General features: G+C 39.7%; 17 protein-coding genes, 1 pseudogene and 1 riboswitch. Of the genes and pseudogenes, 3 read left to right on the top strand and 15 right to left on the bottom strand.

Going from position 1 to position 13,885, the window contains the following annotated elements; all coding sequences use genetic code 11:
- Positions 1-22: 22 nt before the first annotated feature.
- Genes ACH3PA_RS10465 through crcB form a run of 8 tightly spaced genes read right to left on the bottom strand, consistent with a single transcriptional unit; the run spans position 23 to position 6,360 of the window.
- On the bottom strand, positions 23-1,216 hold the full coding sequence (locus tag ACH3PA_RS10465; protein ID WP_073100022.1) for an MFS transporter: 1,194 nt from the start codon (positions 1,214-1,216) through the stop codon (positions 23-25).
- Positions 1,209-1,793, bottom strand: coding sequence for a phosphatase PAP2 family protein (locus ACH3PA_RS10460; protein ID WP_073100021.1), 585 nt, complete (start codon positions 1,791-1,793; stop codon positions 1,209-1,211). The genes ACH3PA_RS10465 and ACH3PA_RS10460 overlap by 8 nt, the downstream gene beginning before the upstream one ends.
- 3 nt (positions 1,794-1,796) lie before the next feature.
- Entirely contained in the window at positions 1,797-2,447 is a 651-nt protein-coding gene (locus ACH3PA_RS10455) for a phosphatase PAP2 family protein (protein WP_073100020.1), read from the bottom strand.
- Positions 2,448-2,494: 47 nt separating this feature from the next.
- Positions 2,495-2,839: a DUF190 domain-containing protein gene (locus ACH3PA_RS10450; RefSeq protein WP_008612696.1), complete on the bottom strand. Its 345-nt coding sequence runs from the start codon at positions 2,837-2,839 to the stop codon at positions 2,495-2,497.
- Complete coding sequence (locus ACH3PA_RS10445; RefSeq protein ID WP_073100019.1) at positions 2,836-4,149, bottom strand: voltage-gated chloride channel family protein; 1,314 nt, start codon at positions 4,147-4,149, stop codon at positions 2,836-2,838. The genes ACH3PA_RS10450 and ACH3PA_RS10445 overlap by 4 nt, the downstream gene beginning before the upstream one ends.
- 9 nt (positions 4,150-4,158) lie before the next feature.
- Positions 4,159-5,442, bottom strand: a complete 1,284-nt coding sequence (gene eno / locus ACH3PA_RS10440) for a phosphopyruvate hydratase (RefSeq protein ID WP_382403008.1) — start codon at positions 5,440-5,442, stop codon at positions 4,159-4,161.
- A 1-nt stretch (position 5,443) separates the two neighbouring features.
- Entirely contained in the window at positions 5,444-5,983 is a 540-nt protein-coding gene (locus ACH3PA_RS10435; protein ID WP_073100017.1) for an inorganic diphosphatase, read from the bottom strand.
- 2 nt (positions 5,984-5,985) lie between these two features.
- A complete protein-coding gene (crcB, locus tag ACH3PA_RS10430; RefSeq protein WP_073100016.1) occupies positions 5,986-6,360 on the bottom strand; it encodes a fluoride efflux transporter CrcB in 375 nt (124 codons plus the stop codon).
- A 15-nt stretch (positions 6,361-6,375) separates the two neighbouring features.
- Positions 6,376-6,436: riboswitch (Fluoride riboswitch) on the bottom strand.
- Between the two features lie 191 nt (positions 6,437-6,627).
- Between crcB and ACH3PA_RS10425 the strand changes: the two are divergent.
- From ACH3PA_RS10425 to ACH3PA_RS10415, 3 genes and pseudogenes are all read left to right on the top strand, one after another.
- A pseudogene (locus ACH3PA_RS10425) lies at positions 6,628-6,813 on the top strand (response regulator); the annotation flags it as partial.
- 21 nt (positions 6,814-6,834) lie between these two features.
- Positions 6,835-7,164, top strand: a complete 330-nt coding sequence (locus ACH3PA_RS10420; protein WP_317041350.1) for a winged helix-turn-helix domain-containing protein — start codon at positions 6,835-6,837, stop codon at positions 7,162-7,164.
- A complete protein-coding gene (locus tag ACH3PA_RS10415) occupies positions 7,136-7,471 on the top strand; it encodes a hypothetical protein (RefSeq protein WP_254796108.1) in 336 nt (111 codons plus the stop codon). Before ACH3PA_RS10420 ends, ACH3PA_RS10415 begins: the two co-directional genes overlap by 29 nt.
- An 82-nt stretch (positions 7,472-7,553) precedes the next feature.
- On the opposite strand, the gene ACH3PA_RS10410 is transcribed toward ACH3PA_RS10415, so the two are convergent.
- The 7 genes from ACH3PA_RS10410 to ACH3PA_RS10380 all read right to left on the bottom strand — a co-directional run bounded on the left by ACH3PA_RS10410 (position 7,554) and on the right by ACH3PA_RS10380 (position 13,866).
- Positions 7,554-8,474 carry a c-type cytochrome gene (locus tag ACH3PA_RS10410; protein ID WP_231929314.1) on the bottom strand — a complete coding sequence of 307 codons (921 nt, stop codon included), beginning with the start codon at positions 8,472-8,474 and terminating at the stop codon, positions 7,554-7,556.
- Between the two features lie 241 nt (positions 8,475-8,715).
- Positions 8,716-9,255: a DsrE family protein gene (locus tag ACH3PA_RS10405; RefSeq protein ID WP_083557958.1), complete on the bottom strand. Its 540-nt coding sequence runs from the start codon at positions 9,253-9,255 to the stop codon at positions 8,716-8,718.
- A 35-nt stretch (positions 9,256-9,290) separates the two neighbouring features.
- Entirely contained in the window at positions 9,291-10,232 is a 942-nt protein-coding gene (locus ACH3PA_RS10400) for a molybdate ABC transporter substrate-binding protein (RefSeq protein WP_073100013.1), read from the bottom strand.
- A 45-nt stretch (positions 10,233-10,277) separates the two neighbouring features.
- A complete protein-coding gene (locus ACH3PA_RS10395) occupies positions 10,278-11,114 on the bottom strand; it encodes an extracellular solute-binding protein (RefSeq protein ID WP_073100012.1) in 837 nt (278 codons plus the stop codon).
- Between the two features lie 72 nt (positions 11,115-11,186).
- Positions 11,187-12,146, bottom strand: a complete 960-nt coding sequence (locus ACH3PA_RS10390) for a YeiH family protein (RefSeq protein ID WP_073100011.1) — start codon at positions 12,144-12,146, stop codon at positions 11,187-11,189.
- 99 nt (positions 12,147-12,245) lie between these two features.
- The gene (locus ACH3PA_RS10385; RefSeq protein WP_073100010.1) at positions 12,246-13,145 is read right to left on the bottom strand and encodes a LysR family transcriptional regulator; all 900 of its coding nucleotides are present in this window, start codon (positions 13,143-13,145) and stop codon (positions 12,246-12,248) included.
- Between the two features lie 61 nt (positions 13,146-13,206).
- Positions 13,207-13,866, bottom strand: coding sequence for an MBL fold metallo-hydrolase (locus ACH3PA_RS10380; RefSeq protein WP_073100009.1), 660 nt, complete (start codon positions 13,864-13,866; stop codon positions 13,207-13,209).
- Positions 13,867-13,885: the final 19 nt, after the last annotated feature.

The raw sequence follows: 13,885 nt of genomic DNA, 5'->3' as shown, positions 1-13,885 counted from the left end.
ATTTATTTTTGAATTAAAAAAGTTATTGTGGATGTTCCATTTTATTTTTGGTTTTGGGAACAAAAAACAACATAAACAGAAATACTAAGATACTCATTATTGCGGTAAGCAGAAAGGTGGCCGATGCCCCGTAAAATGTCCATAACAATCCTGCAAATGCACTTGCAACCATTAAAGCGATGCTTTGCAATGCAACAAAAAGCCCCATTGCCGTGCCCACTTCCTCATTCTTGACCAGGCCGGCCACCCACGCTTTTGAGATGCCCTCGGTGGCTGCCATATAAATTCCATAAATCCCGAAAAGAACATAAAAAAGGGTATTGTTTCCCGCTTCTGCCATTCCGAAGTAAATCCCCGAAAAAAGGATCAGTCCAAAAAGGAAAATCTTTTTTATACCGATACGGTCTGCCAATAAACCAAGCGGAAATGCGGCAAGGGCATAGACCAGGTTATAAAAGATATAGACCATAAGGACATTGTTTTCGCTTCCCGTGGCCTCGTTTACCTTGAGCAATAACAACATATCCGAACTATTGAAAAGGGAAAAAGTAATAAGCCCCACAATTAACCTTTTGTAGGTGGGGCTTGCAATTTTCCAATACTTAAAAAATGAAAAGAACCCTGGGGAACTTTTTTGCTTTTTTGTTGGCAATGGTTTCTCCTTTCTAAAATAGGTAATGCCTACCGAAATAATCCCCGGAACAAAAGCAATATAAAAAAGCCACCTAAGTTGGCCCGGATAAAAATATAAAAACAGTAGTGCGAGTGCAGGGCCGAATACCGCGCCCAAGGTGTCCCAGCCCCGATGAAAACTAAATACCTGCCCTTTGGTCTTTAATGTGGCCTCTCCCGAAAGCAGCGCGTCCCTTGGGGCGGTACGAAAACCTTTCCCGAGGCGGTCAATAGTCCTTGAAAAAAATATCCAGATCGGATAAACGAAAACGGCCATCATCGGTTTGGAGAGCGCGCTCAAAAAATAGCCCACCCGTACAAAGGGCATCCGTTTTCCTATCCTGTCGCTCCAGTTTCCAAAATAGCCTTTGCTAAGTCCTGCGGTCGCTTCGGCTAGTCCTTCCAGAACACCTATTAAAAATATGGAAAACCCAATATTTTGAAGATAAACGGGAATAATGGGATACAGCATTTCGCTTGCGATATCGGCAAACATACTTACCAGGGAAAGTATCCAGACCAGACGGGTTATATTTTTAAACATTTGAAAACTGTTTTTCTGCTTTACTCTTATAGAAAAAATACAATTTACTCATTAAATAGCCTAAACCTATTCCTACCAAAGCCGCTATTATTACATCACCCGGATAGTGGACACCATTATATATCCGACTGTAGGAAACCAATAATGCCCAAAAGCCCAATATCCATTTTAACCAATTGAATTTCTTTGGTAAAATGAAAAATAAAAATGCAGCAAGGGCAAAAGCATTGGCCGCGTGGGACGACACAAAACCATATTGGCCTCCCGGCCCGGCTTTGCTCAAATGTATCAATCCTTCCAATGCCGAATTATGAGATGGCCGCAAGCGTTTTACCGTATGCTTTATAAGGTGCGAGGCTATTTGATCTGCCAAAGTAATAAGAATCCCAATGGCAAGGAAAATCGGGATACTTCTTTTTTTGTAGTGCCAAATCAAAAGAGCTGCGATTGCAGTGTAAAAGGGTATCCAAAACAGTTTATCACTTGCCCAATACATAATCGGATCAAAAAAAGCATTGTGCTTTCCGTTAAGATAAAGGAAAAGCTTGGTGTCCAATGAATTTAAATTTTCTATCATATCTTAAAGGGGTTTGAAATCAGAGCTTAAAAGCAACTTTTTTTTATTAATGAGATTTTGCCTCATTTTATAACAAAGCAAAGCAGATGATACCCCAATAATAATTCCGCCCAATACATCACTCGGATAATGCAAACCTAAATGCAATCGGGAATAGCCTACCAATATTGCCCAGATAAATAAAATCAATTTTAAAAACCATTTTTTATATACATTAACCAGGGCAGCCACCATAGCAAATGTTAGCGTTGTATGACCAGAGGGAAATGAAGGGCTTAAACTTTCTTTGGTTTTTTCTAAATAATCATAGATAATGAATGGCCTTGTTCTGTTGAAGCCATACTTAAACAACGTAACAATAACGACTGCAACAAAAATTGAAATGATGACATACAGCATATTTTGGATTGTGATTATTTCCTTTTTTATCAATCCCTTTATTAATACAAAAACAGGAATACTAAAGACTATCGGGTACGCCAAATTTGTAATAATCCTAAAGGTTTCGTCCAAAGATTGATCCCTGTTAAGATAGATTACCTTAAGTGTGTTGATATCCAGGTTTGGAATAAAAAAGAAGGCAAGAATGGAAAGAAAAATGCCTATCCCAATGCTTATTTTTATGTTCTTTCTATTTAATGGGTTAATTGCCATAATTTTTCTTAGATCGTATATTGATAAAGCTTGACCTATTCAATTCTTTATTTTTTCAATTCAATTTCACTTTTTACCACTACGATTTTTGTTTCCTCAAGCAATAGCTTTTGATGTTGTAAAAATTCATTGATTTTTTCTTCTGTATCAGTGAGTTCTACCACGTGCGGATGCTTATAATGCCTTGTTTCACTAATTCCCCAGTGAATTTTTCCTTTTTCAAAATACCCTTTGCTCACGTTAAAATTCAACGCCTGATCTAAATCAAAAGCTTTGGCTTTTTTTATCAATTCTGAAGCAAAATCGCCGGCCTTCAATCTGTTCCAAAAAGAAAGGTTTTTTATTTTTTGACCGTATTCAAAGTAAATCCTGATGGTTATGTGGTTTTTCATTTATTATTGTTTTTATTTCGTCTATGTTTAATTTCAGCTAATTGAAGACCTTTTTCGCGGGTATAAACCGGATGCTTTGGGCTTCCTATAATTTGGGAGGAATAAACCCCGGAATGGCCGGAGAATAAATAAGCAGTACTACAAGCTAACGCTATAAAGACACCTGATTCTATTCCGAAAAGTTCTATTCCCATTACCGTACAGGCAATGGGCGTATTGGTTGCCCCGGCAAAAACGGCCACAAATCCCATACCCGCCAACAAACCCATTGGCAAAGGAATAAACCAAATCAAAACGTTGCCCAATGTAGCCCCGATATAGAACAAAGGGGTTACTTCACCTCCCTTAAAGCCTGCGCCAAGGGTAAACGAGGTGAACAAAACTTTTAATAAAAAATCATAAGAATTGAGATGAATATTAAAAGAATCGACAATAGTTGGAATGCCAAGCCCTATATATTTGGTGGTTCCCATAAAATAGATAGCGATTGCCAAAATAACCCCACCAATTACCGGTCGTAAAGGCGGATAATTGATGTATTTTTTAAACAAATCGCTCCAGAAATGGGTCGATTTGGAAAACAGCATCCCTACCAGGCCAAAAATAATCCCTGCCAATAATGCCCATAACAAATTTGCCGGGTTCATATTAGCTACTTCGGTTATATGATATTGGGTATGGGAAACGCCCCAAATCCTGCAAAAATAATCAGCAAAAACAGCCGCCATAAAACTTGGGATAATAGCATCCAATCTTATACGCCCCAATACCAAAACTTCAAGGGCAAAGATTCCCCCGGCCAAGGGTGTTCCAAACACCGAAGCAAAACCGGCACTTATCCCGGCAATCAACATAATTTTACGGTTTCGTCTTGAAAGTTTGAACAGCTTCGTAAACCTGTCGGCCACTGCGCCACCTACCTGAACTGCCGTCCCTTCACGACCAGCTGACCCCCCGAAGAAATGGGTGAGAACAGTTCCGAACAGCACTAAAGGTGCCATCCGGAAAGGAATGATCTTTTTTGGGGAGTGAAATTCCTCCAATAATAAATTATTGCCCTTAACGACACTATTTCCATATAGATGATAAGAAAGACCAATTATAAAACCACCTACGGGCAATAAGGCAATAATCCATAAATGGGATTCCCGCCAGGCAGTTGCCCATTCCAGGCTTAAAAGAAAAAACGCAGAAATACTTCCGGCAATGGCACCTATTAACAAGCAGATCAAGATCCACTTTAAAAGATATAGAAGGGAGGGTATTTGTTCTATTGAGGCTAAAGATTCTTTAATTTTTTTCAGATTCATACGGCCTAATTAATTATTTTTAAAGGCTTTTATCCCCGTAAACACAGCTTCTTTGCCCAATTCCTGTTCTATCCTGATGAGTTGATTGAACTTGGCAATGCGCTCGCCACGGCTACCGCTTCCCGTTTTTATTTTTCCGGCTGCCGTTGCCACGGCCAAATCTGCGATAAAAGTATCCTCGGTCTCCCCGCTTCGATGGGAAATGAAAAAACTGTATTTGTTCTTCTTTGCCAATGCTATTGTTTCCAAGGTTTCGGTAACTGTACCTATTTGGTTCAACTTGATGAGAATGGAATTACAGGCGTTTTTATCAATGGCTTCCTGTAAAAGTCTTTTGTTGGTACACAGCAGATCATCCCCGATCAATTCGATCTTGCTCCCCAGTTCATTTGTCAGGGTCTGCCATCCTTCCCAGTCGTTTTCCGCCATTCCATCTTCCAACGAAATAATGGGATATTGATCTACCCAGCTTTTCCAAAGATCAATGAGCTGGTTGCTTGAATATTTTTTTTGAGTGCTTTTAAATAAAACATAGTTCCCTTCCTGCCATAGTTCGCTCGCTGCGGGATCTAGGCAAATGGAAATATCGGTGCCCGGTTTATAGCCTGCTTTTTCAATAGCTTCAAGAATTACTTCAATCGCTTCTTCGTTTGATTTTAAATTAGGTGCAAACCCGCCTTCATCGCCAACCCCGGTAAAGTAATTTTTATTTTTCAGGATACTTTTCAAGGCGTGGAAAGTTTCTTCTCCCATTCGGATAGCTTCATAAAAAGCGGGGGCGTTATGGGGGGCAATCATAAATTCCTGAAAATCCACATTGTTATCGGCGTGAGCCCCGCCATTTATCACGTTCATACAGGGCACCGGCATTGTGAATTTTCCATCGGTATTCAAATAACGGTATAAAGGCTCTTTCGAAAATGCTGCTGCCGCTCTGGCAAATGCCATAGAAATGGGCAGTATGGCATTGGCGCCAAGATTTGATTTGTTGGAGGTGCCGTCCAGTTCCATTAGAAAATTGTCCAACTCCTGTTGGTTATCGAACACCTTATTGGAAAGGGCCGGTGCGATAATTTGGTTAATGTTGTTTACCGCCTTTAATACCCCTTTGCCATTGTATCGCGTTTTGCCCCCGTCCCGGAGTTCAACAGCTTCCTTTTCCCCAGTACTTGCAACGGAAGGGCAGATGGCACGGCCAAAAAATCCTTTTTCTAAAGTAATTTCTGCTTCCACAGTTGGATTTCCACGGGAGTCCAAAACTTCCCTTGCAATGAGTTTTTGAATTTTCATAATTTTAGTTTTTAAATTCTTGTTGATAATCGGTGATTGCTTGTTGAATAATTTCTTTCGCCATTGCCGCATTTTGAAATTCTTCCACCCGGACGGTTTTATTTTCCAGCTTTTTGTAATCCTCAAAAAAGTTTTTGAGCTCCAGGGCAAAGTGTTTGGGCAGTTCTGAAACATCGTTGATATGGTTTACGCTCATATCATTTTTCGCGACCGCGATTATTTTATCGTCGGCTTCGTCATTATCGATCATCCGCATTACCCCGATTACTTTGGCCTCCAAAATACAGAGCGGTTGCACATCGATTTGCGAAAGCACCAAAATATCAAGCGGGTCGTGGTCTTCCCCCAAAGTCTGGGGGATAAACCCATAATTTTCGGGATAGTTTACCGACGAAAACAGCACCCGGTCCAGGCGGAGCATCCCAGTTTCTTTATCCAGTTCATATTTAGCCTTACTCCCCTTGGGGATTTCAATAATTGCCTGAACCATTTCAGGTTGTCCGTTTCCGATGGGCACGTGGTGCCAAGGATTAAAGTTTTTCATATTCATATTTTTGTTAAAGTTATTCCCCCAAATACAGCTAATAAGCCAAGCGTGAAACTACTTATTGCGTAGATGGCAAAAGTGAGGTAGTTGGAATTCTGAAGTAAAATTGTGTTTTCTAAAGTAAAGGAGGAAAAAGTGGTGAAGCCCCCGCAAAAACCGGTGGCAAGGAAAAGGCGTACTTCCGGCGTGAGCCATTCAAAGCGTTGCCCAAGGCCAAATACCAGCCCGATCAACAGACAGCCCAAAATATTTGCGGCAAATGTTCCATAAGGAAACGCGGATGGGAAGTGTTTGGTCAGCCATATTGCAATGAGATACCTTGCAATACTGCCCAAAAAACCCCCTGCGCCCACCAATAAAAAAATCCTACCCATAATCGTTTTAGATTAAATTGAGCAGGAGTCATTAGCTTTTTGGGCGGTTTTGGCGAACTCCATCGCCTTTGTATGTTAAGTGTGCAAAATTAAGATTATTATTTACAAATCCCCTATTTTATTTCCAATTTCTGAAACGGATAAAATTAGTCCAGACCTGCTGATTGTTCAACAGTATTCCCGGCCAAAATGGATTTTTATTTTTTAAAAAATAAAATAGACTGCTGGGACTAAAGCCTTTCCAGACTATTTGATTACAGGTATCACTGTATCCTTTTGGACCTTATGTTGCCGGGAGGGAATGGCCTTGAGCTCCTTGAAGCCTTCAAGAGGGAAAATAAAAAGGATGGCGTCATCATTATTTCCGCCAAGGACAGGGTCGAAGACAAGATCAAAGGCCTACAGCTTGGGGCGGATGATTATCTGTCCAAACCTTTTCATCTTTCGGAACTTAATGCACGTATTTATTCGTTGATGCGCAGGAAAAATTTTGAGAATACAAATATTATTCAGTTCAATGAATTGCAGATAGACCTTATGGCCAAGTCGGTATCCGTTAATAAAAAACCCATAAAAATCACTAAAAAAGAATATCGCCTTTTGCTCTTCCTCATCGGCAATGAAAGCAGATTCATCTCAAAAGGGTCGATCGCCGAACATTTATCCGGGGATATGGCCGATATGCTGGACAACCACGATTTTGTCTACGCACACATCAATAATTTGAAAAAAAAGCTTTCCCGTGCCGGTTGTGAAGATTATATAAAAAGCATTTATGGAATGGGTTATAAATGGGGATTATGAAGAGGCTCGCCACCAAAAGTTTGATCTACTATTCGATAGGGCCGTTGCCCTGACCGAGATCGAAAATGCCTTTGTAAAGGCTGATCGCGCAACATTATCCCGCACCATTATGACTTTTGAAACGAGCGGAATCGTACATCAAATACACGATGGAACGAGAATACCAAAATATGCACTTTGTGAAGTAGGGTACAATTGTGAAATTGACCAAGATCTGCACATCCATTTTCATTGTACCCATTGTGATGAGACGGTTTGTTATGGACATTTTACGGGGCATCGCTTACCTTTCTGCTTACCGCAATAATGAGTATGTTAGTATTTCTCTTTATGCTGTTTTTTCGTTCCTAAACCTTCATTGAAAAGGCCTTAAAAAATATAAAATTTTTTCATTTTGTTTTTACCAGCTGGTATCTTTCCTTATAATATTTAATAATTGGCGGAAAAGGCCCCAAGGCGTGTTGAGAAGGTGGGAATGGATCTGTCCAGGGCCCGTAAGGAGTAGAAACTGGTTTTTGCTTTTTATCGGGATAGTCTGACTGGGTGTTTTCTTTTAGAGGTCGGCTAAAGCTATTGATGTAACCTGCCAAATTATAGGCCTCTAAATCGGTTAATTTTGGATGGTTCCAGGTAGCCTGTCCGAAAGGCATATTTCCTTTAATAAATTCTGCCGAAGTTATAACCCGGTGCATTCCGGCCCCGTTATTATAGCTGTCGGCCCCCCACAATGGTGGATATTGATAGCCTTTGGTGCTATCGGTCAGTTTTACCCCCTCTCCATTTTGCCCATGGCAGACCATGCATTCCTTTGCAAATAGCGATTTTCCCTCCGCCAGGTTTACGGCAGTATCCGGAAGGCTGATTTCTGCATATCCTTTATATTCCTTTTCTTTTTCCTTGGGCATATCTTTTCCTAACCATTCCATATAGGCTACTATAGCTTTCATAGCCCGGGAACCGGTTGGAAGTTTTTTACCATTCATACTACGTTCCATGCAGCCGTTTATCCTGTTTTCTATTGTACTCATTTTATTGGAACGACCGCTAAATTTCGGATATCTGTTAGTCACCCCAATCCAGGAAGCAGATCCTGCCTGTGTACCAGCCTTTAAATGGCAGTTCATACATGCCAGATTATTGCCGGCATACTTCATAGAAGTGTCTTTTGCCATGGGCCCCATATATTTTGGGGTTTCGGAGATAAGTTGATACCCGTATTTTACATTATTCGGCATATTCCCCGAACTGAATTCGGCCTCCACATCTTTAGGTTTCCAAACTGTGGCGATAGTTGGTTTTTGTGCAAACAACGAGGGATTCGAATTATAAAGGTAAGCGCCGGCAAATAATACAATTATTAATGCTGTACAGGTACCAAACAAATAGGTAATGGCTTTAACGACCGATTTTAAATCTTCCATAATTATTTCATGAGTGGTTTAATTCCCTCTTCCCGAATTAAATACCTGGAGATTATAAAATCCGGGATTGAGCTCGAATTATTGAGCTTGAGAGGCCAAAAGTGGGTATTCAGGAAAAATTGCTTCGTTTTTAGAACATTATTACATAGCCCTGCATTTGATAGGTAGGAATATCTATAAGCGCAGAAAGGGTGAAATCAGTATATTTATTTAATTCTGAATAAGGGTCTATATTGTGTTCGGCAGCTGCCTGCCCGCAAACTTCGATTTTTACCCCGTAATCAGTTAACTTTTTCATTAAATCGAGGTTGGGATTTTTCTTTTGGTACCTTTTCATATAGGCATCATCAGACATTACAATATCGGTATCGGGGCCGCTAATTACAGCAACTATTTTAACATTTTGTGAAGGCACCCCGGTTACTCCAAATAAATTTACCTGTCGCGCAATATGCCACAGACCGGCATTTACCCCTTCCTTTTCATTTTTTGAAGTTAAATGATAAAGGATTTTATACTCCTTATCTTTCTCGGGTTGAATTCCCGCATCTTTAAAGTATTTCACCTTTCCGTAACCGTCGATAACGGGAGTTTGCCATTCTTGTGCCGCAGCAAAATTTAAGGTTAGAATTGTAAGGAAAAAAACGAGCAATAAGTTTTTAATTTTCATATTATGCGTGGGTTATACTAATTAATTTAAAAGCCTTAATTTACAGAACTAAATCCGTATTTTTTATAAATCTGCACTGCTTCCTGCGAAGTTAAAAATTCCATAAATGCACTGGCCGCTTCCGGATGGGGAGCTGTTTTTAATTGACCCGCCATATATGTGGCTTCTACATTAATAGCATCTGGAATCGCAACCATATCTATTGGATGGTTGGTAAGTGAAGATTGATAATAGGCTTCACTATACCAAACCGGGCCGGCATCAGACTCCCCGTACATAATCCTTAAGGGAGTTTGGCGATGATGGATCGTGGTAAGATAAGTGGTATTTTTACTTAACTTCTCGTTCATTATATGGGTTTTAAGATCATTTCCGCCCGCATTTTCATAAGCTTTAATAATTCGGGTGGCGATACCTTCCCATTCTGGGTTGGGCATGCTTATTTTTACGTCGGCTCTACCCAGGTCGTATAAGCTTTTAATATTTTTAGGATTGTCTTTCGCAACCATAATGGCTAATTTATTTTTTGCGTAAGCCAGGGTTTTTATAAACCTGCCTTCTTTTTCCCCTTGTTCAATTTTTCCTTTTCCGGCGGTAACAATATCTGGTTTAAGGCTTATCCGCATATTCCCCAAAATAAGGTTTCCGCTTTCCAGTTGTTGCCCTTCTATTCCGGGAGGGATTGTTTCGGCAAATACCCGGCTGTATTTAGGATACTTTTTTCTGAAAGCTTCCAGAAGCTCCGGAACGGCCATATATTGATTACCCGCAAAGAAAACCACAAGATCGGGGTTATTTACATCGCCATGAAAATCTGGCGCATTATCGATCCCATATCCTGTAAATACAGTCCCTGCAAGCGGGGAAGTCTCCCAGGGGGCATCGTAACGATGTTCGTAATCTTTCGCGTTTTGTGCAAACACCGAATGTGCCAGCAAAAAAAGCAGTATCGTTGATAAATTTACACAGGTTTTCATGATATAAATAATTTAATGGATATATAGAATTGGTATTAAAATCGTTTAATGGATCCAGCCTTCAGATTTAAAAATTTCTTCCGCAGGTGGACTTTTTAGAAATTTTATAAACTCTTTAGCTTCAGCATCTGCTTTATTATTCGTTACCACGGTAAGATCTCTATAAATAGCCCTATCTGGTTCGATCTCTACTAAATCGGCCTGCTCTGGATGTGTGATTACCCAATAATTCCAAGTAATCCAGGCATCGGCATTTTCTTCTTTAAAAGCTTTAAACCCGGCACCGCTTCCCATAGCATAATTGATAATGTTTTTACGAAATTCCTTCAAATCTTCTAAATTCCCAGTTCGGCCCACGACATCTTCCCAGACCCCGGTTCCAGAAGTGTTATAAACTCCAGCCCCTTCTACCACCACAATCCGCATTCCTGGTTTTAAAAGATCCTTAATCCCTCTAATATGCTTAGGATTTCCCTTTTGAACTGCAATTGCCGCAGGACGGAGGTAAATGGGCTCCACATTTTCACTTTTAAACTCGGTATAGGTCTGTAAAAATGCCGTCATAGATTGTTCCGCAGTACCCCAAATAATGTCTGCATCAGCCTGAGCTTCGGCCGTCCATTTAGATTCGGGACCAAATTTAACCACAACTTTATTCCCGGTTTCCTTTTCAAAGACCTTAGCAGCTCGAATTATGGCCGTTTGTGGACCGCCGGCGCCGTAAATTCGAATTATTCCATCCTTGGGAGAATATTTTATTTTGGGTTGTAACAATTCACTTTTCGAAGAAGATTCCTCTTTTTTATTAACATCTTTCTTAACCGAAGTATTACAACTAAGGTTAAATAAGACCAATACTAATGCCCAGATCTTTACTGACATTTTTAGTTTTAAAAATTTCATAATTATTTTTGTGTTAAGGTTACGGAATCATTAATAAAAATGCTTGCCGTTTTAATTTATAGTATGCAATATCACCATTAAAGAGCCTATCGAAATAAAACCCCATATAATAACAGCTTGTAAAAGTGGTTTTAAACCTACAACTTTCAACGACTTAGCGGTAAGACTGGTACCAATTAGAAAAAGGGTTAGGGTTAAGGCCATCTTTGCGCCTTGCACTATATAACCTGAAACATGCTGAACCGCAGGCACATAGGTGTTTATAGCGATTGCCAATATAAACAACCCAATAAAATAGGGCACTTTTATCTTTTTGGTGCTTCCTTTAGAAAATACCGCAAAAAGCAAGGATACCGGTAAAATCCATAAAGCCCTTGCCAGTTTCACGGTAGTGGCAATTTGCAGGGCCTTTGGGCCATACACATCTGCAGCACCTACTACCGAACTTGTATCATGAATAGCAATAGCACACCAAATTCCAAACTGGTGTTGCGTAAGGTGCAGGTAATGCCCAATAGAAGGAAAGATAAACAGCGCGATAGAATTCAGTAAAAACACAATTCCCATAGATACAGAAATTTGCTTGGCATCGGCTTTTATTATAGGAGAAATGGCCGCGATGGCACTTCCCCCACAAATTGCCGTTCCAGACGAAATAAGTTTGGATATTTTTTTATCGATGCCGAACAACTTTCCTAAAAGTAAGCCCAAAGTTAACGTAAGGCTAATCGATGCGACCGTAAATAAAAAACCTTCCTTCCCGGCTTGTAGGGCGCTCGATACACTCATTCCAAAACCCAATCCCACTACAGCAACTTTCAATAACCAATTTACGGCTTTATGGCTCAGGCTGCTAAAGGGGTTTCCTATTAATTGAGCAACCACCAATCCTATCGCCAGGGCAATAGGTGGCGAAATGAGTGGAGTTAAGCATAGGGAAGCTATAAGAAGGAAAGCTATTTTTGAACCGGTAAAGTCTTTTCCAAAAAGACTGATTTTTTTAAAATTCATAGAGTTACATTTTAAGGCATAAAAACAATACATTAATGCTTAATCCGATGTAAATGTAGCCGGGATTTAGAGGGAACGCAAATGATAAAAAGTTATCTATTATAACTTAGTGTTATAATGGTGTTGCAGGAAATTTAGAAACAAGGTAGATAATGCCGACTGATGGCCTTGCTTAAAGATAAAATGAAAAGGCCGCTCTATCGAAAAATCCTGTATATCGATAATTCCCAGTTCTCCCGATTTTAGTTCTTTTAAAATGGTATTAACGCTCAAAAAAGCCATGCTATACTTATCGCTTAAATAAGTTTTAATGCTTTCGGAACTACCCAGGCGCATTTCGATAGTTAAATCTTGCAAGCTTACGCTTTGTTTTTGCAGTGCTTCCAGGATAATCTCCAAACTTCCGGATCCTTCTTCCCTTAACACTAAAGGCTTATCAACCAATTCTTTTACACTCATAGCAGGCGTGTTAAACAAGGAATGACCATTGGCCACTACCAATACAATTTCATCTTTTAAAAATGGATGATAGGCAATTTCCCGATTTTTGGAATAGCCTTCAATAAATCCCAATTCTACCGTGTCGGTCAAGATCGCCTTTTCCACATTTTCGGTATTGGCATTTAGTAAGGTTAAACTTACCTTGGGGAATTTTTTATGAAATTTAGCAAGAGCTTCCGGAAGCACATATTGCGCTACCGTAGTGCTGGCGGCTATTCTTAAAACACCTTCCGTTTGATCTATAAGCGCGTTCATGTCGAACTGCAGCGCCTTATATTGGCCAAAAATCGTTTTGGTGTGCTGCAAAAGGGTTATCCCAGCCGGAGTAAGGTTTATGCTGTTACCTTTTCGTTCAAATAAGCGTTGTTTAAAATGAAGTTCAATGTTTTTGATGTGTTTGGTAACCGCCGGCTGGGTAATATGAAGTTCTTCCGCAGCTTTCGAAAAGCTTAAACGGGTAGCTACCGAATAAAATACCTGAAGTTTGTAATCGAACATTATAAACAAAAGTAATATTTATTGCAGAAAAAGCATCTTCGCAATAATTATTTTTGAAATCTTAGAAAGAAATCCCATCGCCAATTTCATATAAAGTCAGAAATTGGATCCCTTCATCTTTAAAATAAGGGAGATAAGTATTATAGCGTTGCTTTAAAAAATAAGGTTTGGCAAATCCATCGTGGACCGGAAATATAATTTCGGGCTTCATTTTTAACGCAAAATGATAAACATCCAGTTCAGTTAAAAAAGGAGCCATCACGGGTAAAATCAAGCAATGGATACCTTTAAACCTAAGGAGCTTGTTGCTGAAGGAATCGCCGGGATTTAAAATTTTATCATTAATTAGGTAAGCGGTATTTTTAGGACATTTTTCAGATAATATTTCCTGATGGGGTGTAACTAAAGCATCCACTTTAAAGGAACCCAGGATTTTCTGTCCTTCTTCAAACAGATGAACTTTTAGACCTTGGGCGCTTAATGCCTCCGTCACTTCTGAATTCCCATAAATATCGGCTCCCGATAATTTGGAGATTAGGGTTAACGCATCAATATCTATATGATCGAGATGATCATGGGTTAAAATTATAAAATCTACATCTTTAAAGGTTTCAGGAGCTACCAGCTTGTCCTGAAAGGTGAACTTTCCCGGATCGAAAAGCAACTTTTTATCACCTTCAGAAATTAAAATGCAAGAATGTACATATTTTTGAATACGCATAATTTTAGGTTACGGTGTT

Origin of the sequence: Leeuwenhoekiella sp. A2, from assembly GCF_047946655.1 — a bacterium.
Lineage (GTDB): Bacteria > Bacteroidota > Bacteroidia > Flavobacteriales > Flavobacteriaceae > Leeuwenhoekiella.
Note: the sequence above shows the minus strand (reverse complement) of the source record. Positions and strands in the feature narration are given on the sequence as shown.